Genomic DNA, 21,481 nt, shown 5'->3' with positions numbered 1-21,481 from the left:
CCGCGAATCATTTTCCGGTGTGTGTGGGTTGGGTGTGTATATGGAGACAGAAAATGACCCGCGTCCGGTTTCCAGCCATCGCTCGAACGCCCGCTCATGGTTAGTGGCACTCGTGTTGTGGGGGTTTCGTGTCTTTTGCACGGCGGTTCTTTCGAGGCGAATCACCGCGTGGTATTGCTTGACCGGCGCGCAGCGCGGCCCTTCCATCCGAGTGGCCCCCTCCGGATCGATCTCGTAGAATCGATCACCTGCCGGGGCTCCTGATGAAAGCCTGTGAAGGACCGAGAACCGCTAGAGTTGGATCAGTTTCTTGCCGTAGAGACGTTCGCTCTCGATGCCGCGCGCACGGCAGGCCGCCACCAATTGATCGGATTCCACGATCGGCTTGGATTCCTTGGTATAGCGCAGGCTCGAGATGAAGGTCAGCCACGGTTCCTGGCCCATCGCGTACACGAAGACCCGGTTGCATTCGAGCGCCTCGACCATCTCCAGGCCCTTGCGGGCGTCGGAACCGTCGAAGCGGCGCGATTGGTCCATCTTGCGTTCGAGCGTTCGCGTCAGCAGCGGACCGTACAGCCAGGAGAGGGGCGCGCCCTCGCACTCCATGCCCAGGAACATCGTGTCGACCGGACCCAGGTGCTGGCGGACCAACTTGAAGATCTCGGGCGAAAGGTTGTTCGAATCCGCGGCACATACGACGGTGCGTCCGGCGAGGTCGAGGTGGAACCCCAGCTTGGCGTGGATGTGGAGATCGCCGTGCTCGCCCAGGAACGGCAGCCCGTGGATGCGCCCACCGGGAACCTCGAGGGGTTCCATTTCGGCCAGCTCGATCACGTTGTCGAAGCCCGTGTGCTCCAGGACCAGTTTGAGATTGGGGTCTTGCAGCGAGCCCGCGCCGGAGCGCGGAACCACGATGGTGCCGATGCGATGGCGCAACTGGAGCAGGGTTTCGAACATCACGTGGTCCTGGTGACCGTGGGTCAGCAGCACGTAGTCGATGCGGTCGGGAAGATCTTCGAAACAATAGCGCGGGGTGAGCTGGTCGCCCACGTCGTAACTGACCAGGGGATCCGTCATGACGGTCACATCCTTGGTCTCGAACAGCAAAACCGCGTGGCCGAAGTACTTGATGCGCAGGCCGTCGCCCAAATCGTCGCGGTTTTTACCGCGCCGCTGCGGTTCCGCTTCGGTGAAGAGACTGGAAAAAAAGGCGCGTTGCTCGCGGTCTTCCGGTAGCCAGGCTTCCAGTTGCGCCAAGGGCGCCGGCGTGTGCCGCATGGCGGCCAGGCGGTCGATCGCTTCGCTCGCGAAAGGCATCGCGTAATGGAGCGTTTCGGGGCCTGGAAAACGCGGCGTGCTCAAGACGAACGGTCGCTCGTCGCGACGTGTGATCGAGAGCGCAATCCCTTGGTTTTCTTGGTGATAGTAGGGGCTTTTGTAGAGCATGCGCTCGAAGAAGCGAATCGAGGCCTGATTGTTCAGGTCGTAGCCGAGTTCCACGTAGCCGCGTAGCGGTGCCGGAATCTTCTCATACAACGGAACCAGCGAATGGCCTTGGGCTTCGCGGGCCAGCAAGTCGTCGAGGGCGCGCACGGCGTCGGCAAAGGCACAGAGATCGGACAACCGATCCTTTGTCGCGGCCAGCAGGTTGGCGACCTGATCGACCCTGCCGGCCGGCAGATCGATAAAGGGACCGCCGAGCATCTTGGGGTTCTTCAAGGCGTTGGCGTGGAGTTTGGGAGACTTGACGTACGACTCCATGATCTTCAAATGCAGATTGCGGGTGACCATGGCGGCGGTATGCGGAGCGATCAACATGGGCCACGCATACCACTGGTTGACCATGGGTTCGATGTAGACGTTCGGCTTCAGGTACAGGGACGTGGTTGCGGATGAGCGAGCCTTGGAAACAAGTGAGGGAAGGGTCTCTGATGGAATGGGCATGGTGATATGGTCCTAAAAACCTCAAAAAAATGACGACGCGAGAAAATTCTCCAAAACCGAATCGCCCACAGACCGACCTACTCCAGAAGAGCGGAGGGGCGATGGGCCGTCGCTTGGGAGACACGCACCGTTGAACGGGAAAACCTATGTGCATTGATGAAAAACTGGAAAACAGAGTTAAATAGAAAAACCGCAATGGTTCGTTTTATAGGTGGTTGTTAAGCATACGTGGTTTCATTATTTATATATTTTTGGTGATTTTTTCGTGGCAAGGACAAAAAGAAACGTCGACAAGTCGCGTTTTTATTCTTCATCCCAGTGTCTTTTGTTGTCAAGGTGATTTTCCGTAAGTTCTCTTTCGCACTTTCGCCCTGGATCTTTTTTTCGTCTTCTGATACGCTCGTTCTGTGTTGTGGGTTGAGCACGGTGTGTCAGATCTGCCTTTTAGGAGAGTCTGGTGCCACCAAGATTGCTCGACGGTTTGCGTCATGCCGCTTTTCACCACGGCGAGAACATCGCCTACGGCTTTATCTCTAAAACTCTAGAAACGCAACAAGTACTAACGTATCAGTCACTTTACCGGAAAGTACTGGCCGCGGCCCACGACATCGAATCGCATACCCGGCAAGGCGATCGCGTGCTCTTGCTGTATCCGCCCGGCCTCGATTTCTGTGTCGCGTTCTACGCCTGTCTGCTGTCCGGCCGGGTGGCCGTACCGGGGTTTCCACCGGCATCGAAGGCCCATTTTTTCCGACTTTCGTTGATTTGCGAGGATTCCGGCGCCAAATGGGCGCTGACTTCTCCGGATCGCGTCGATCAGGTGCAGACCCGTATGGCCAAATCCGGTCATCGCATGGATTTAACGATTCACAGCCTCCCATGCGATACCGAGATGGAGGACATCGATGCGTGCGAGCAGCGATATTATGAAAGTGAATTAACCTTCAATTCTGAAAACGTGGCATTTCTGCAATATACCTCGGGTTCGACAGGATCACCGAAAGGCGTAGAAGTCACGCATTCGAGCATACTCGCAAACTTGCAAGAGATGGATCGTGCCTACCGCCATGACGCCCACAGCGTGATGGTGAGTTGGCTTCCCGTGTTTCACGATATGGGTCTCGTCTACGGCGTCATGATGCCCCTGTTCAAGCGTTTTCCCGGTTACCTGATGGCGCCCACCCATTTCCTTCAGCGTCCGTTGGATTGGCTCCAGGCCATTCAGCACTTTCGCGGGACCCATTGCGCTGCACCCAATTTCGCGTTCGAGTTGTGCGCGGCGGCGATTGCCAAGGCTGAAAAGGAGGGCCTCCGCCTGGATCTATCCTCCTGGCGGGTGGCCGTCAATGGGGCCGAGCCCATTCGCGCCACCACGCTGCAGCGATTCACCAGAGCCTTCGCCGACCACGGTTTGCGACCGGAGACGCTTTGTCCCGGCTATGGCCTGGCCGAGTACACACTCGAAGCCGTGACCACGACCTACGGAGTCGGACCGCGCTATACGCCCTTCGACGCGGCCGCTTTGGAACGCGGGCGGGCGGTTCGCTGCGACGCGGGCGGACGGATCCTGGTGGCCGTCGGCACACCAGGCCCAACCACCGAGATGCACATCGTCGACCCCGTCACCCTGAAACCCCGAGAACAGGGCGAAGTCGGCGAGATTTGGCTGCGGGGCCCCAGTGTCGCTCGCGGTTATTTCGCAGATCCCGAGAAAACGGAGCGGGTATTTGGTGGGCGGCTCGACGGCACCTCCGAAGCGCGCTACCTGCGCACCGGGGATCTGGGTTTTGTATGCGACGGATTGCTCTACGTGACCGGCCGCCACAAGGACTTGATCATCCACCACGGCCGCAACCTGTACCCCCAGGATCTGGAGACGACCGTGGTCGATTGCCACGAAGCCTTGCGTGCGGACGGTTGTGCCGCCACGGGGCTCGATGCCTTCGACGACGAAAGCGTCGGGGAACGCCTGCTGATCGTCGCCGAAGTGGAACGGACCGCGTTGCGCCGCTTGGAGCGCGGCACCTTGAACGCGGACGACCTGTTTGCCGCGATTCGAGAGGCTCTGGCCCGCGACCACGAGTTGGAAGTGGACCACATCGTGCTCATCCGTCAGGCGAGCCTGCCCAAGACATCCAGCGGGAAGGTGCGTCGCAGTGCCTGCGGTGTCGCCTTTACCGAAAACACCTTGAGCGAGATCGCGCGTTGGTCGCGGCCGATCGCGGCCGAAAGGGCCCCAGCGAAAAGCGCGGAGACCCAAACCCCGCATCTGAGTCGGCCCGGTGCCGATCGACAGGAGCCGCGTTGGCTGCGTCCCCTGTGCGAGGCCGTGGCCGAGGTGCTCGAAGTGTCGATCGAGCACATCGATCCCGAACAACCCCTGGGCACCTGGGGCATGAATTCGTTGAAAGCCGCGCGTCTGGTCGCCCGTTTGTCGGAATTGACGGGCCGCGCCCTGGATACGCTCGTCGTATACGACCATCCCACGCCGATGCGGTTGGCAGCTTTCCTTGAACGTGAATCGCCGGACGAAACGGTCATGGCCGCCCAGGCCGCCCATACCCGCGACCTTGCCGAACCGATCGCGGTGGTCGGCATGGGTTGCCGTTTCCCGGGAGCCGATGGAATCGACGCCTTTTGGCATCTGCTCGAAGCGGGCGTCAGTGGCGTGGGGCCCTTACCGGAAGGACGTCGTGAGCCGGGGAGGGAGGTGCCGCATGGTGGGTTCCTCGCAGAGGTCGAGGGCTTCGATGCCGCCTTTTTCGGGATCTCCGCCGCCGAGGCCGAGCTGTTGGATCCCCAACACCGCCTGTTGCTCGAGGTCACCCAAGAGGCGATCGAGCATGCCGGACTCACTGTCCCCGATTTGGCCGGGCAGGTCACCGGCGTATTCGTGGGTATGTCCAGCCGCGATTACGAGCGCCTGATGGTCCGCGACGGGGTGGTCTTCAACGTTCAGGGCGGATTGGGCACGCAACCCGCCCTGGCCGCCAACCGGCTGTCCTACGTGTTCGATCTGAATGGCCCGAGCATGACGCTCGATACGGCTTGTTCTTCGTCGCTGGTGGCGGTACACCAGGCGGTGCGTGCCCTGCGCAACGGCGATTGCGACGTTGCGATCGCAGGCGGCGTCCAGCTCTACCACGATCTGACGATCACTCGCGGCCTGGCCGAGGGCCGCATGTTGTCCCCGGATGGGATCTGCCGCACCTTCGATGCCGAAGCCAACGGGTACGTGCGCGGCGAGGGATGCGGTGTGATTCTGTTGCTGCCGTTGCGCGCCGCACGCATCGCCGGTCTGCCGGTTCAGGGCCAGATCCTTGGCGGTGCCGTCAATCAGGACGGCCGCGGCAACGGGATCACCGCACCGAACGGCGAGGCTCAGGAGCGCGTGATTCGGCGCGCGCTGGCCGACGCCGGCGTGTCGGCCCGCCACATCGGCTATCTCGAGACCCACGGAACCGGGACGCCCCTCGGCGACCCGATCGAATGTCACGCCCTGCGTGCCGTTCTGGAAGAGGGTCGCAACGCCGAGACGCCCTGCATGCTGGGATCGGTCAAGACCAATGTGGGTCACCTGGAGGCTGCCGCCGGCATGGCCGGCCTGATCAAGACCCTGCTGGCCTTGCGCCATCGAAAGATTCCCGCCCATCTCCATTTCCGCAACCTCAATCCCCGCATTTCCATGCCCGACGCTTTTCGAATCCCCGATCGCACGACCGAATGGTCGCCGATCGAAGGTAGGCGATTGGCCGGTGTCAGCTCCTTCGGCTTGGGCGGTACCAACGCCCACCTGATTCTGGCTGAGGCCGATGCGGTGCCGGCCGACACCGAGCCGCCGCCTGAGAGAGGGCGCGGGCTGTTGTTGATTTCCGCCAAAAGCGAAACCGCGCTGCGGCGACTTGCGGACCGCTATCGCCACCTGCTCCTGGAGCCCGACACGGTTGGTTGGGAGTCGCTTTGTGCGGCCGCCGCAACCCGCCGCACCCCCTTCGACCATCGCCTTGCAGTGCCCGCTGCCGATGGGGCCGCCGCTGCCCAAGTGCTGGCTGAATACCTCGATGACGCGCCCGATGCCGCTTGTGTGTCTGGCCGTCGCAAGCCGCTGGAACGACCGCGACTCGCCTTCATGTTCACCGGTTCTGGTGCGCAATACGCCCAGATGGCGCGGGTACTGTTCGACACCGAACCCTTTTTCCGCCAAACCCTTCAGCGGATCGATCAGATGTTCGCGGAGCATTTGGGCGCATCGCTGTTGGACCGCTTCTTCGCCGTTGATGAGGATCAGCCGTTACACGAGGCGCGCTTCACCCAACCTGGGCTGTTCGCCGTCGAGGTCGCCCTGGCCGAGTTGTTGGCCCATTGGGGGCTGCGTGCCGAAGCCGTCGTGGGGCACAGTGCCGGCGAGTTCGCTGCGGCGTACGTGGCCGGTGCGCTCTCGCTCGAGGATGCCGTGTTCCTGGTTGCCGAGCGGGCCCGCTGGGTTCAGAAACTCAGCGGCAGCGGTGGCATGATGTCCGTGTTCGCCGAGCGGGACACGGTTTCCCGTTTGAGCGCCGATCTGGCACTGGAGCCGGCCGCGTTCAACGGGCCCCATCACGTGGTGCTCAGCGGCGGCGAACCGGAGCTGGCGGTTTTGGCCGAGCGTCTGGACCGCGCGGGCAAGCGTCATCGCAGATTGAAGGTCGATCAGGCGCTGCATTCAAACGCCATCGAGCGGATTTGGGAACCCTTCGCTCAGGCCGCCGCACGTATTGCGGTGCATCCACCGCAAACCGACTACTACTCCTGTCTCACCGGCGACCTGCTGCGCGCCGCGCCGGACGCGACCTACTGGAAACGCCACCTGCGCGAGCCGGTTCGTTTCGAACAGGCCTTGACCGCGATGTCCCGCGACGGATTCACCCACTTCCTCGAAATCGGACCCGGCCAGGTGCTGCGAGGGCTCGCTGCCGATATCCTGCCGGCGGGGGCCCAAGTGTTCGGCTGCCTCAAGCGAGGTGAACACGACTGGGACATGTTGCTGCGCGCCCTTTCCGAATTATGGACGCGCGGTCTGCCCATCGACTGGCGAGCCTTCCACGGGGATCGCATTCGCAACCAGCGGATCGCCCTGCCCCACCATCCCATCGAACGGTCACCCCACTGGTACCGACCCAATGCCCATCGAGCGCCCACGTACCGGGAGGATGCCATGACCCAGCCCGACCCCCAAGCGACGAGCACCGCACCCGTCGCCGGCGCGGTTACCGCGACCCGAAGCGCGCCCAGCTCCGAAACCGTGCTGGTCCGTTTGCGCGAGATGATCGCACCTCTGTTGAAAATTGCCGCCGAGGACGTAGAACCCGATCAGCCCTTTCTCGAAATGGGTGCCGATTCGCTGGTACTGGTGGATTTCATTGCACTCATCGAACGCCACTTCGGGGCTCGTATCCGCGTGCACGATCTGTTCGAAGCGTTGGCCACCCCGCGCGCGTTGGCCGTCCACGTGGCCGAGTGCATGGCAGCGGCGCCGGATTCCGACGACGAACCGCTTCCGTCGATGGCGGCCTCCGATTCAGGGTCCGGCATTGCGGCCGGATTCAGCGCTGCCGAAGTGCAGCCTTCGGCACTCGCCCAAATCCTGACGAGCCACGAGCGCGTCATGGCCCAACACCACCAGTTGATGGCCGCCCTCGCCGGGGTCGGCACACCTACCGCGCACATGAACGCGGCTCCTGCGCCCGCACCCTTGCCGGTCGGAGCCGCGGCCGCGCACAAAATGCCTGCGACGGCCGCCGCGGCTCCGGTTTCGCGCAACTCGGCTCAACCGCAAGCGCGCAGTGCAACAGCTCCCGCAGAGGAACCGACCTCGGTTTCGTCCCCGGTTCGAGTTCAGGCCGTGCCGCGTGGGAACCACCTACAGGCCCGCAAGACCGGCGCCGAACTGGGGCGTTCCCGGTCAGCCGGTCTGGATACGGTGCAAAAAGCCCATCTCGACGAGTTGGTTCGCACCTATACCGAGCGCACGGCCGAGTCCAAGCGGCGTGCCCAGCACAACCGACCCAACCTGGCCGACTACCGAGCCTACTTGGGCTTCCGTTTTTCCACCAAAGAAATGCTGTACGAGATCGAGGTCGCCGAGGCCCGCGGTGCCGAAGTTGTCGACATCGACGGCAACCGTTACCTGGACATCACCATGGGTTTTGGTGTGAATCTGCTGGGTCACGATCCCGAAGTGGTTCAGAGCGCCATCGCCGCTGAACTGGCGCGCGGCTCGCAACTGGGGTTGCGCTCCCGCCTGGCGGGCGAGGTCGCCGAGCGGTTCTGCCGGTTGACCGGCATGGAACGCGTCGCCTTCACGTCCTCCGGCACCGAGGCCGTCATGGCCGCCATCCGCCTGGCCCGCAGCGCCCGCGGACGCCAGCGCATCGTCATGTTCGAACATGCCTACCACGGTCATGGCGACGCCGTCTTGGCCCGCCGCGCCGAGTTGGAAGGTGAAGTCAGCATCAAGCCGGTGGCGCCCGGCATCCCGCCGTCGGTCGTCGGCGACACCCTGGTCCTTCCCTACGGCGACGCTTCGGCGCTGGAGGTCATCGCCGCACAGGCCGACAGCCTGGCTGCGGTTCTGGTGGAGCCGGTGCAAAGCGCCCGACCCGATCTCCAACCTGCCGCCTTCGTGCGGGAATTGCGACGGCTGACCGAATCCCGCGACGTACCTTTGATCCTCGACGAGATGATCACCGGGTTCCGCGTCCACCCAGCCGGCTGTCAGGGGCTCTGGGGCATCCGAGCCGATCTGGCTACCTACGGCAAAGCGCTGGGCGGCGGCATGGCCATTGGGGCCGTGGCCGGCTGCGCCCGCCTGATGGACGGCATCGACGGCGGTCAATGGTGCTTCGGCGACGGCAGCTACCCGCGCGTCGAAACCACGTTCATGGCCGGGACCTACCAAATGCAGGCCATGACCATGGCGGCGGCCCGCGCCGTGTTGATCCACCTGGAAGAGGCCGGACCCCAACTTCAGCAGGAACTCGGGGCGCGTACCGATCGTTTCGTGGCCGAGGTCAACCGTTTCTTCGACCACGAAGGTTTCCCGTTGGAGCTCGTCAACTTCGGGTCTCTGTTCCGTTTCAAACCCTTGGCGGGTACCGATCCGGAACTTTTCTTCTACCACTTGATGCTCGAGGGCGTCTACGTCCGCAACGTCCGCAACTGCTTCCTCTCCACCGCTCACGACGATGAGGATCTTTCGCGGCTCCTTGACGCGATTCGCCGTGCCGCCCACGCGATGCGCCGAGGCGGATTTTTTCCCAAAGCGGAGCGGCGTGCGGAAATCGATGTCCGCGACGCAGAAGAGCAGTGCCTGCCCGTAAGCGAGGCGCAGCGTCAATTGTTCGCCCTCGCTCAGATGGAACCCGACGCAGACGCAGCCTACGTCGAGCGTTTGGGCCTGACGTTCACGGGCGATCTCGATCCGCTCGCCCTGGAGCGGGCCCTGATGCGGCTGGTCGCGCGCCACGATGCCCTGCGCACGCACTTCACCAGCGACGGTGCCGAGCAGGTGGTATCGAAGAGCGTACCGGTGAGGCTCGACCATCATCGGCTCGAATTCGAGAGCGAAGCGACCGGCCTGATCGACGAGCTGGCTGCCCAGCCATTGAACCTCGACGGACCGGCCCTATTCCGCTTTCACCTCGTCAGCCAGGGAACAAACCGGCATCGGCTCTTGCTGCTGTTTCACCACATCGTCGTCGACGGGTTGAGTCTGATCTTTTTGCTCCAGGAACTCGGCGTGCTCTACAACGCCGAACGCGGTGGTCGTCCGGCCGATCTCGCTCCGGCCGAGCCCCTGCGAACCTACATCGAAGCTTTTGACACCTACCGTCATTCCGAGGCTTGGCAAGAGGATCTGGCCTGGTGGCGGTCCCGATTCCCTGATGGATTCCCACTGGTCGCGCTGCCGCCGGACCGCCCGCGCGGGACCCGCTTCAGTTACCGAGGCGGGCGTCATACGCTGACCGTGCCCGCCGAAATCCGCGCACGGGTTCGCCAACTGGCCGCCAGTGCCAAATGCACCGAGTTCATGGTGTTGTTCGCCGCCTATGGCCTTTGGGCGCTTCGCCTGTCCAACAGCCGGCGTGCGACCCTTGGCGTTCCGGTTTCCGGCCGCCGCCACGCCGGCACTCGCCGTGCGGTCGGTTACCACGCACATCTGCTGCCGATCGCCGTACATGTCGCGTCCGGGCTCAGTGGTAGGGACTTGCTGGCTCAGGTACGTTCCGATCTGTTAGCCGCGTTCAGCCACGAGCGCGCGCCTTTCGCGCAGGTGGCCGAGGCTCTGGGCGCCAAGGTGCCCGCCGGCTTCGGCGGCCTGCTCAACTTGACGTTCAACTTGGACCGCATCGACGGCTTGCCCGAGTTCGAGGGCCTGGATGTTGCCTTGCTCGACCTGCCGATGGCGCACGCCAAGGTCGATTTGCACCTGGACGTGTTGGACGACGGCCACGACCTCCACCTCAAATTCGAATATGCTTCTATATATAATAAAGTATTGATCCATCGCTTCGCGCGGCTGTACCTCCTCCTTCTGGATGGCTTGACCCGTGACCCGGCTCGTCCGGTCCTGGACCTGCCGCTGCTGACACCCGAAGAGCGCACCGCCCGGTGTGTCGCCACATCCGCCGCGCTGCCGCCCGCCACCAACCTGGTCACCCTGTTCGAGGCCACGGTGCGATCCCACCCGGATGCGCCGGCCCTTTCCGATGGGACCCATCAGTTGACCTGTGCCGCGCTCAACAACGCGGCCAATCGATTGGCGCGCCGTCTCGTCGAGGCCGGTGTGGCCGTGGGTGACAACGTACCGATTTACCATGAGCGGGGCCTGGCGGCGGTGGTCGCCATTCTGGCGGTGCTCAAGTCCGGTGCGGCCTATGTCCCGCTCGACTCCACCAACGCGCCCGCCCGCATCGACCAGGTTCTGGACGGTTTGGGTCCGTGCGTCCTGGTGGCGGAACCCGCGCTGGCGGAGCGCTTGAGCGACCGTCATGGGGACTTGCGCATCATCCTCGACCAGGGGTGTGACGAGGTACCCGCGACCGAATGTGCCAATCTCGATCGCCACATCGACGGCGATCACCTGGCCTACATCATCCACACTTCCGGTTCGACCGGGCGACCCAAGGGCGTCGCCATGAGCCACGCCACGGCGGTTCGCTACTTCCTCCAATGCCGCGAGGAGTGGGGCTTCGGTGCCGGTGAGACCTGGGCCTGCTTCCATTCTCTGGCTTTCGACTTCTCCGTCTTGGAGCTGTTCGCGCCGTTGCTCTTTGGGGGCCGGGTCGTGATGGTGCCCTATCTGGTGAGCCGGACCCCCGAGGAACTGGTGGCTCTGCTGGAGCGGGAACGCGTCAACGTATTGTGCCAAACGCCGACCGCCTTCACCGCCTTGGATGCCGCCGACGCCGCCGATCCGGGACGCCTCAACGGCGTACACACCCTCGTGTTCGGGGGCGAAGCGTTAAGCCATGCCGTTTTGAAGGGCTGGTTCGCGCGCTACCCGCACACCGTGGTTCGCAACATCTACGGCGCGACCGAGAACTGTGTCAACGCCACCTGGCGGCTGATCGAGGCGGGCGACACGGGGATTGACCGCATCCTTTTGGGGACGGCCATGGCGAACAATGCCGTGCATGTCCTCGACGACCGGCTCGAGCCGCTGCCACCCGGCGTTCCCGGCGAATGCTATGTGGGCGGCAATGGCGTGGCGCGCGGCTATTTCGGGCAACCGGCCCTGACCGCGGCGCGCTTCGTGCCCGACCCGTCCGCCGATCGGCCCGGCGCGCGGCTTTACCGTACCGGTGACCTGGTGCGCCGCACCGAGGACGGCGATCTCGAGTTCCTCGGCCGCGTCGACCAACAGGTTCAGCTACGCGGATTCCGGGTGGAGCTGGGGGAAATCGAAACCGCGCTGATGAGGCACCCGGCGATCAAGGCCGCCGCGGTCGACCTGCGCCGCCACCCGGATGGGCGGCCCCTGCTGGCTTCCTGGCTGGTGGGCGAAGCGGGCGTGGCGTTCCAAGAGGAGGGCCTGCGCCGTTTCCTGAGCCAGCAGCTTCCGAATTACATGATTCCCACCCGGTTCACGACGGTCGAAACCCTGCCGATGACCCTCAACGGCAAGGTCGACACCGCGAGTTTGGTCCTGGAGAAATCGGTCGCGGTCGTACCGGACCACCCAGCGGTGGCGACACCCGCCGACCGCGACGACTCGGATCCCCTGGTTCGCCGGATCGGTGCGGCCTGGTGCGACGTTCTCGGCCTGGAGCGCGTCGGTCCAGACGACCATTTCTACAGTCTTGGCGGCGACTCCATGCTCGCGCTCCAGTTGGCCAACCGTCTGCGTGAGATGGACTTGGCCGTGACGGTTCGCGACCTGTTGACCCATCCAACGATTGCCGAACTGTGTGGCGCGTTGCGCCAACGCGATCGAAACGCCACCTCTGCAGAAACGGTTCCCGAGCAGGCCCGAACTCCCTTCGAGCTGGTGTCCCGCGAGGACCGCGCGCGTCTGGAACCCTTCGATGCGTTGGTGATCGATGCCGTTCCCCTCGGCGAGGGACAGGCAGGCATCGTCTACCACGCCGAATTGGCGGCAGAGAACGCCATATACCACGATGTGCTTAGCTTCCGCGTCGACGAGCCCTTGGACGAAACGGCGATGACCCGTGCTTGGGACGAGTTGAACGGCCACCAACCGATTCTACGGACCTGCTTTGCTCTGACGGGCTTCGATGAGGCGTTACAACTCGTGGCACGTCAGCGCCTTGTGGAACCCGATTTCTCCGATCTCACCCGTGAGGCACCGGAGCGGCAACGGCTGCAGATCGACGAAAGGGTGGCGGCCGAAGTCGCCAGACCCTTCCGTTTGGATGGTGGATCGGTATTGGGATCGGATCGTCCCGATCTTGCCGATCATGCGCTGGTACGCGTCGCCTTCCTTCGGCTCGGCGACGATGCCTTCCAACTTCTGATTAGTTTCCATCACGCGATTCTGGATGGGTGGAGCGTCACTGAACTGCTCAAGGACCTGATGGCGCGGTATCGCACTGCCGAGGAGACCCAACCCGAGCTTCGCACCGAGCGGGCAGGGGAGGGCCGGACGGGGCATCTCACGGCGCCGGTCGAGGCTGAGCGACGCGCTGCCGCCCGACCCGAAACGGCGGCATTTTGGCGGGCGCGGTATGCCGCTCTGGCGCCGATCGCGCTGCCGGGCCCCAGTCCCGCTGCGGGTTATGCGCTGGCCGAACGGGGCCCGATGGAGCGAACCCAGGTGTTGGACGCAACCCTGAGCCGCACCCTGATCGAACGTGCTCGCCAGTGGGCGGTGCCGCTCAAGTCCCTGCTCCTGGCCGTGCATTTGCGCGTCCTTGCCGACATCTGCAACAGCGAACACCCCATCTGCGGGCTGATCGTGCCCACCCGTCGGGAAGATCACGAGGTGGGCTTGCTGGTCAACACCGTGCCCCAGGACTGGTCCCGGGCCGAGGCGCCCACGAACCAGAGCTGGCGCGAACTGGTCGGCCAGGTTTCGGCGCACGAGGCCGCCTGCCAACCTCACCGCGACTATCCATTGGCACGCCTGCAGCGCGAACTCGGCGGGCCGGCCCTGTTCGAAAGCGTGTTCAACTACATCCACTTTCACGGATTGACCGGGTCCTTCGAGAACCTGTCCGATTTGCGCTTCCACGGCTTCACCCACTTCCCGTTGCTGGTGGAATTCGAACGCAATCCCTGGGACGACGCATTGACCTTCACGCTCCAGTATCAGCGCGAGCGAATCCCCGCAGATCGCATCGAGACCTACGCTGCGATGCACCTCCGGGCGCTTGCCTTGCTGGCGGACGAGCCCGATGCACCCCATCGCCGGGCGCATTTGCTTCCGGAAATCGAAGACGAACGCATCGCGGCGGTCCAGCCGACCCAGCGTCCCATGCGCTACGAGCTGGTCCATCACTTTTTCGAGCACAGCGCGGCCCAGTACCCCAACGCCATCGCCGTCATCGACGGTCAGGGCGTGCAGAAAACCCGGCTTACCTTCGCCGAGCTGGAGATCCGAGCCAACCAACTGGCCCATGCCCTGATCGAACGCGGTGCCGGCCCTGAACGCCGGGTGGGCATTTGCCTCGATCGCTCCGTGGAGACCGTCGTCGCCGTGCTGGCGGTGCTCAAATCCGGGGCAGCCTATGTGCCGCTCGACCCCGGCTACCCGCTCGAGCGCCTGCGGGCCATGATTGAAGACGCCTCGCTTCGGTTGATTCTGACCAAGGGTTCGGGTTGGGCCGACACCCTCGCCTCGATCGCGGGCGGGGTGCCGCTGCTGGACCTTGACCAAGCGCGATCGGGTTTGGTGCATCAACCCGCTCAAGCCCCGAGGCCCGATCTCTGCGGGTCCCATCTCGCCTACTTGATCTACACTTCCGGTTCGACCGGGACACCCAAGGGGGTCGCCATGCCGCACCGCGTGCTGGCCAACCTGGTGGCCTGCCAACGGCGCGCCACGGCCTGTGCACCGGCCGCGCCCACGCTGTGGTTCGCCTCGCTAAGTTTCGATGTCCACCATCAGGAGATGTTCACCGCCTTCGCCGGTGGCGATCCACTGATCGTCGCGCCGGAATCGGTTCGAGGGGATGGCCTTCAACTGGTGAAGCTCCTGCGCGAGCATTCGGTCCAGCGCCTCTTCCTGCCGTTCGTGGCGCTCAACCATTTGGCCCAGGTACTCTCCGACGAGGATCAGCCGCTACCGGAAGACCTGCGCGAAATCATCACTGCGGGTGAGCAACTCCGCTTCACGCCGGCGATTGCGACGCTGCTGACCCGCCTGCGCCTCTGCCGGTTGGTCAACCAATACGGACCCTCGGAAACCCACGTAGCCAGTGCCTGGCATCCGGGGGACGACGCCTGGCCGGACCTCCCGCCCATTGGACGACCCATCAGCAACGCCCGCCTGTGGGTTCTCGACACCCACATGCGGCCCGTACCCATCGGCACGCCCGGAGAACTCTACATCGGCGGCCCGCTTCCCGCGCGCGGCTATTGGAACCGGCCGGCCGCCACCGCCCAGGCCTTCGTACCGGACCCCTTCTCCACCGACGGCGCCCGCCTCTATCGCAGCGGCGATCGGGTACGCATGCTGCCGGACGGGGCCATCGAGTTCCTCGGTCGGTCCGATCACCAGGTCAAGGTGCGTGGCTACCGCATCGAGCCGGGCGAGATCGAATGCCTGCTGGAATCCCATCGAGATGTCGCTCATGCGGTCGTGGTTCCCCGCCGCGACGATACCGGCGAGCGATTCCTCTTGGCCTACCTGGTCCCGGCCGTCGATGTCGATCTCGATCTGGAACCGTTGCGCGACCTGCTCGCCGAGCGCCTGCCAGCCTGGATGATGCCCAGCCGGTTTGCGGTCATCGAGGAGCTGCCCAAGACGCCGTCCGGAAAGGTAGACCGTCGCCGACTGACGGAGGGCGCCGTGCTTGGCCGCGAGCTGCGCCGCCCCTTCCTGGAGCCGCGTACCGAACGCGAACAACAGTTGGCCGACCTCTGGGCCGAAATCCTGGGATTGGCGCGCGTTGGTCGCGACGGCGGTTTCTTCGAACTCGGCGGCCATTCTCTCTCTGCGACGCGCCTCGTGCTGCGTTTGCGGGCCCTTACCGGTCGCCCGCTGCCGCTGAGCGCGTTGTTCGAAGCCGATAGCCCGGCCGCCATGGCCGAGTACCTGGACAACCTGGATTGGGCGGCCACCGCACTGGTCGGCGAACCCGCGAACGAAGCAAGGGTGGATTTCGAGATATGAGCGTACAAGAACTTCTGACCCAACTGAGAACCGAAGGCATCCGCCTCTACGTGGACGAGGGACGGCTGCGCTGCGACGCCCCGCGAGAAGCCGTCACTCAGGAGCTACGCACCCGACTGAGCCAACATCGCGAAGCCCTGATTGCCTTTCTCGAGCGAGGCCAAACCCTCGAAGAAACCACCATTCCCTCCTGGGACGGCCCGAACCCGGCACCAGCCTCGTTCGCCCAGGAGCGCCTGTGGTTCCATGGTCGGGTCAATCCCGATTCACCGGCCTACAACCTGCCGCTGTCCTTGGAATTGGAGGGGCCGCTTGACGTGGACGCGCTCTGGTTGGCGCTCGACGCCCTCGTCGCCCGCCACGATGTGTTGCGTACGACCTTTGCCTTGCGCGGCGGTGCTCTGGTCCAACTTGTAGCGGAACACATGACCTGGCCTCGGCGCCAGGTGGACTTGCGTTCCGAGACCGAGCAGTACCGCAATAACCACCGCGAGCAACTGCTTCGCGACGCGTGTCACCAGCCGTTCGATCTGAGTCGCGGCGCCCTGGCTCGCGCGCTCCTCGTCCGCGAGACCGACCGGCGCGCTGCGCTGCTGTTGGTACTGCACCATGCTTTGGCCGATGGGCCCTCGCTCGCCATTCTGGCCCGCGAGCTTTTGGACCATTACCGTCGGACGGTGGCGCCCGCTGATGAGGCCGCACCGCCTGTCCCCACCCTGCGTTACGCCGATTTCGCCGCCTGGCAGCGGGGCCGCATGAGCGGCGCCCGGCTGGACCGCGAACTGGATTGGTGGACCGATCGACTCGAGGGCGCGCCGCCCGCACTGGCGCTTCCTTACGACCACGCGCGCCCCGAACGACCGACCCATGAGGGCGATCGCGTTCGTCTCACCCTTGATCCGGAAACCTCCGCCGCCGTTCGCGCCGCTTGCCGTGCGGCCGACACCACCCCATTCGCCTGGTTCCTCACCGTCTACGCTATGTTCCTGGCCCGCGTCAGCGGTCAAACCGACCTGACCGTGGGCCTGCCCATCGCCAATCGCTTTCATCCTGAATTGGAAGGGGCCGTCGGGCTCTTCGTCAACACGCTGGTTGCGCGTTTGCGCTTGACGGGCAATCCCCGTTTCTCCAGTGCATTGGAAGACGTCAAAGCGTGGATCCGCGATGCTTTCGATCACGCCGAAACCCCATTCGATCACTTGGTGGCTCGCCTTTCCGAACGGGGCCGGCGCCACGCCGATCCTCATCGCGGCCCGCTGTTTCAAGTGGGGTTCGCGCTTGAAACGTCCGATGTTCGCGACATCGACGCGGGACCCCTACACGCCCGGCTCGTGACACCACCGCTGCGAGTGGCCAAGACCGATCTGGACCTGTCGGTGATCTGCTCCGGCGACGATTTCGAGCTGGCTCTGGATTACGACGTCGCACGCTTCAAACGAGAAACGGTGAGGGGATTCGTCGAGCGACTGCGTCACCTGATCACGGTCTGGGCGCGCCGACCCGAGCTGTGCTTGGCGGCCGAAGAGACCTTGACCGAAGGAGAGCGAATCCTTCTTCGACAACTGAACGATACGGACGCACCCGTGGACGAACGCCACACACCTGCCGAGCGGGTGGCCCGTTGGGCCGCACGCACCCCGAACGCGATCGCGATCCAATGGGAGCACCAATCCACGACCTACGGCGAGCTGGAACGCCGTGTGGCCGGCCTCGCCAACGCGCTGGTCGCGCGCGGGGTTCGTCCCGAGACCCGGGTCGCCGTCTGCCTGCCGCGCACACCGGACCTGATCGTGGCCCTGCTCGCCGTGCAACGGGCCGGTGCTGCCTACGTGCCCCTCGATCCGGCCTACCCGACCGAACGCCTGATTTTCTGCCTTCACGACAGCGGTGCCGCACTGCTACTGGCCGATGCCGCTTCGAAGGCACTGGTGGCCGATTGGGATGGCGAGGTGCTCGATCCCAGTGTTGAAGGGACGGAAGCATCCCAAGAGGTCGCGGCCCAGCGCCCCGATCTCGACAACCTGGCCCACGTACTCTACACCTCCGGTTCGACCGGTCGACCCAAGGGTGTCGCGATCGGCCTGCGGGCCGTGCTCGCGCTGCTCGATTGGGCCGAGCGCGCTTTTCCCGCCGAACAACGCCGCCACGTATTGGCCGCCACGTCGGTCTGTTTCGATCTCTCAGTCTTCGAAATCTTCCTGCCGCTGACGACCGGCGCCACCGTCGTGTTGGTGCGCGACGCCTTGGGTCTTGCCGAGTGTCGTGCCCCGGTGACGCTGATCAATACCGTGCCCTCGGCCATGGCGACCTTGCTGATGACCGGTGCGCTGCCGTCGACCCTGCGCGCCGTGGTCATGGCCGGTGAGCCCATCCCCCACGAGACTCTTGCCGGGTTGCGCGGCAATGCGGGTCTGGAACGAGTCGCCAACTGCTACGGTCCCTCCGAGGACACGACCTACAGTACCTTCGCCTGGTTGGATCTCGAAGATCCGCGACCGGCTCCCATCGGCCGCCCCATCGATTGTACCCGCGTCCACCTGCTCGACCCCGCCGGCCACCCCGTCCCGCCAGGTGCCGGCGGAGAACTGTGTCTGGCCGGAAGCGGCCTGGCTCGAGGTTACTTGGATCGCCCGGGCCTGACCGCCGAACGCTTTGTTCCCGACCCCTTCGCCACCGAGCCAGGCGCCCGCCTCTACCGTACCGGCGATCTGGCCCGTCTTCGCAACGATGGCCAACTGGCCTTTCTCGGCCGCCTCGATCACCAGGTCAAGCTTCGCGGTTTCCGTATCGAGCTGGGCGAGATCGAGGCCCGCCTGCGCGAACTGCCCGGGGTCGCCGATGTGGCGGTCCACGTCCACCGCGAAGCAGGCGAGCCGCTGTTGGCCGCCTGGTTGGTGGCCGAACCGGGTCAGGACCCGGACCTGGGCGAATTGCGGCGGGCGATGCGCCGTCAGGTACCTGACTTTATGGTGCCGTCCTGGTGGGGATGGCTCGAAACTCTGCCGCGCACGCCCAACGGCAAGCTCGATCGGGCCCGATTGCCGCTGCCCGGTGCCGAAACCGAACGCGAATGTGAACCACCTACTACCGAGAGCCAGCGCATCTTGGCCGACCTGTGGGCCGAGGTGCTGGGTCATCGCCGCTTCGACATCCGCGACGCCTTTTTTCAAATCGGCGGCAATTCCTTGACCTTGACCCGCCTGGCCGCCCGCCTGGCCGAGACCCACGGCATCGAACCACCACTGGAAGTTCTGTTTCGCTACGACACGCTCGCCGACCAGGCCGCCTGGCTGGACCACGCACTTCCCGATCGGGTCACCGTGCCCGTCGGCGGACCCGACGACGATCCGGACCAAGACATGGAGGAAGGCATCTTATGAAGCTCGCAAGTCGCCTGACCACGCCCCAACTCATGGCCGAACTGCGCGCCCGCGGCGTGCGGATCTGGCTCGACGAGGTCGACCAGTTGCGGTTCCGCGCACTCAAGGGCGCGTTGGACGCCGAGATGCGCGCCGAACTCGGCCAGCGCCGCGAGGAGATCGTGGCCTTTCTCGCGCACGCTCGCGCCGCGACCGCGCCCGTACAGGACGCGATTCGGCGCCCGCCCGAGGTCGCCCCGTCGCTGTCCTTCGCCCAGGAACGTCTGTGGTTTCTCGATCGGGTTCAGCCCGACAGTGCCGTGTTCGTGTTGGTCGAGGGTTTTCGCCTGCGCGGGGATCTGAGCACCACCTGTCTGGACGAGGCGCTGCGTTTCTTGATTCGTCGTCATCCCGGTCTGCGTACTTCGTTTGAGGAAATCGACGGCAAGCCCGTGCCGCGCATTCACGATCGCCCGCGCTGGCACCTGGAGCACCTGGATCTCAGTGACCGCACCGATGCCGAAGCACGCGTTCGGGAAGACGCATCCGCCTTCGCTGCGCGCCCGTTTCCGCTGGATTGCGCCCCGTTGTTTCGCGCCCGTCTGCTTCGGTTGGCCGCCGACGAGCACGTGCTTTTTTTGGGTTTCCACCACATCATCGCCGATGACTGGTCGATGAGTGTGTTCCGCGCCGAGCTGGCGCGGGTCTACCGTGCGCTGGTTACCGGGACACCGCACGAGATGGACGAACCCGCCCACGACTACACCGATTTCGCCTGGTGGCAGCGCACCCGCGCCGAACAATGGGAATCGTTGCAGGACTGGTGGGCGCGCCGCGTGGCCGATGCGCCTCAATGGGATCTGCCCCACGTGGGGCCGCGTCCGCCACGCCAGAGTTACGCCGGTGCCTGTCGCAGTTTTGCGTTCGATGCCGAAGACACCGCCCGCCTCCACCGTTTGGCAGCCGAGAGCCGAACGACCTTGTTCCAGGTCCTCGTGACCGGGTTCGCGGCCGCCGCCCAGCGGCTTTCGGGTTGCGATGACTTGATACTGGGCACGTCCACCGGCGCGCGCCCCGCACGCGGGTTCGAAGAAGTCCTGGGGCTTTTCGTCAACCTTCTGCCTTTGCGGGTTGACCTCGGCGGAGATCCCAGTGGGCGGGAACTGCTGGCCCGCGTTCGCCGCACCACCACCGAAGCTTACGATCGCGCCGAGCTGCCCTTTGAAAAGATCGTCGATGCCGGGCTTGGCGGATTGCGCGATCCCAGCCGTCATCCCTTGTTCCAGACTCAGGTGGTCCTGACCAATGCCGTCGACCACCCGCTCGAATTGCCCGGCCTGGAAGTCCTGCCCTACGTCGACGGCGAAACCCGTGTCGCCCGCCAGGACCTGAGCCTCGTCTTCCGGGAACGAGAGGGCGAGTTGCACTGCGATATCGAGTACTGCCGCGATCTGTTCGACGGTCCCGCCGTCGATCAGCTCTTCGCGCGGCTGCGCCGCATCCTGCTCCAGATCGTCGAGCGCCCCGACCGTCTTCTCAGTGAACTGACCCTCATGGAAGAAGAGGAAGAAACGGCGCTGATGGCGCTGAGCGTGCGCGGTGGCGATCACCCCCCTTGCGATTTGGGTGTGTTGTTCCAAACGCGGGCCGGGGCCGATCCCGACGCGATCGCGCTTCGGCACCGCGACATCGAATGGACCTACGGCCAGCTATCGGCGCGGGCCCATGCCATCGCCGCCGAGCTGCTCGAGGCCGGCATCGAACCGGACATCAACGTCGGCGTGTGCCTCGAACCCGGCCCTGAGCTGGTGGCCGCGCTGTTGGGCGTGATTCTCGCCGGCGGGGCCTATGTGCCGCTGGCGCCCGAATATCCGGTAGACCGCCTGGCCTTCATGATCGGCGACGCCGCCCCGTTGGCCGTGATTACCGACGACGCGCACGAGGCCAAGCTGCCGGCGTTCGAGTTGGCCGGTCTGGCCGTTGTCAATCTCGACGAACTGGAACCGTCCGAAGCGGTTGCCAGCTTGCCGTCCCCCCGTCCCGATCTCGACCACCTCGCCTATGTCGTCTACACCTCCGGTACGACCGGCCGCCCCAAAGGCGTTCAGGTCACCCACCGCAACGTGCTTCGCCTCGTCTTCGACCGCGAGTACCTGAGCGTCGCGCCGGGCGACGGCGTGGTCATGGCTTCCAACATCGCCTTCGACGCACTGACGTTCGAACTCTGGACCAGCCTGCTGCACGGCGGCGAGCTTTTGATCGTCGACAAGAACGTCTTCATCGACCCCGAGTCCTACGCCGCCGTGGTGGCGCGCCACCGGCCGGCGGTCATGTTCACCACCAC

The 21,481-nt window shown here is 64.6% G+C and carries 4 protein-coding genes (1 of these 4 running past the window's edge); 3 read left to right on the top strand and 1 reads right to left on the bottom strand.

What is annotated here, in order from left to right; genetic code table 11:
* Positions 1–291 precede the first annotated feature (291 nt).
* Positions 292–1,944 carry an MBL fold metallo-hydrolase gene (locus tag J3U87_RS07790; RefSeq protein WP_237382473.1) on the bottom strand — a complete coding sequence of 551 codons (1,653 nt, stop codon included), beginning with the start codon at positions 1,942–1,944 and terminating at the stop codon, positions 292–294.
* Positions 1,945–2,401: 457 nt separating this feature from the next.
* Between J3U87_RS07790 and J3U87_RS07785 the strand changes: the two genes are divergently transcribed.
* The 3 genes in view from J3U87_RS07785 to J3U87_RS07775 are tightly spaced (each overlapping or abutting the next) and all read left to right on the top strand, a layout consistent with a single transcriptional unit that may run on beyond the window.
* On the top strand, positions 2,402–15,778 hold the full coding sequence (locus J3U87_RS07785; RefSeq protein WP_237382472.1) for a non-ribosomal peptide synthetase/type I polyketide synthase: 13,377 nt from the start codon (positions 2,402–2,404) through the stop codon (positions 15,776–15,778).
* Positions 15,775–19,158, top strand: a complete 3,384-nt coding sequence (locus J3U87_RS07780) for a non-ribosomal peptide synthetase (RefSeq protein ID WP_237382471.1) — start codon at positions 15,775–15,777, stop codon at positions 19,156–19,158. Before J3U87_RS07785 ends, J3U87_RS07780 begins: the two co-directional genes overlap by 4 nt.
* Positions 19,155–21,481, top strand: the start of a protein-coding gene (locus J3U87_RS07775) for a non-ribosomal peptide synthetase (protein ID WP_237382470.1). 10,720 nt of this gene lie beyond the right edge of the window; the window shows 2,327 of its 13,047 coding nt (coding positions 1–2,327); the start codon lies at positions 19,155–19,157; its stop codon lies beyond the right edge, outside the window. Before J3U87_RS07780 ends, J3U87_RS07775 begins: the two co-directional genes overlap by 4 nt.

The sequence above is a fragment of the Sulfidibacter corallicola genome (assembly GCF_017498545.1).
Lineage (GTDB): Bacteria > Acidobacteriota > Holophagae > Acanthopleuribacterales > Acanthopleuribacteraceae > Sulfidibacter > Sulfidibacter corallicola.
This window is presented reverse-complemented; position numbering and strand designations above follow the sequence as displayed.

Excerpts from the sequence above, each read along its gene's own strand:
- J3U87_RS07790 (WP_237382473.1), bottom strand. The coding sequence starts at position 1,944 with ATGCCCATTCCATCAGAGACCCTTCCCTCACTTGTTTCCAAGGCTCGC.
- J3U87_RS07780 (WP_237382471.1), top strand. The coding sequence starts at position 15,775 with ATGAGCGTACAAGAACTTCTGACCCAACTGAGAACCGAAGGCATCCGC.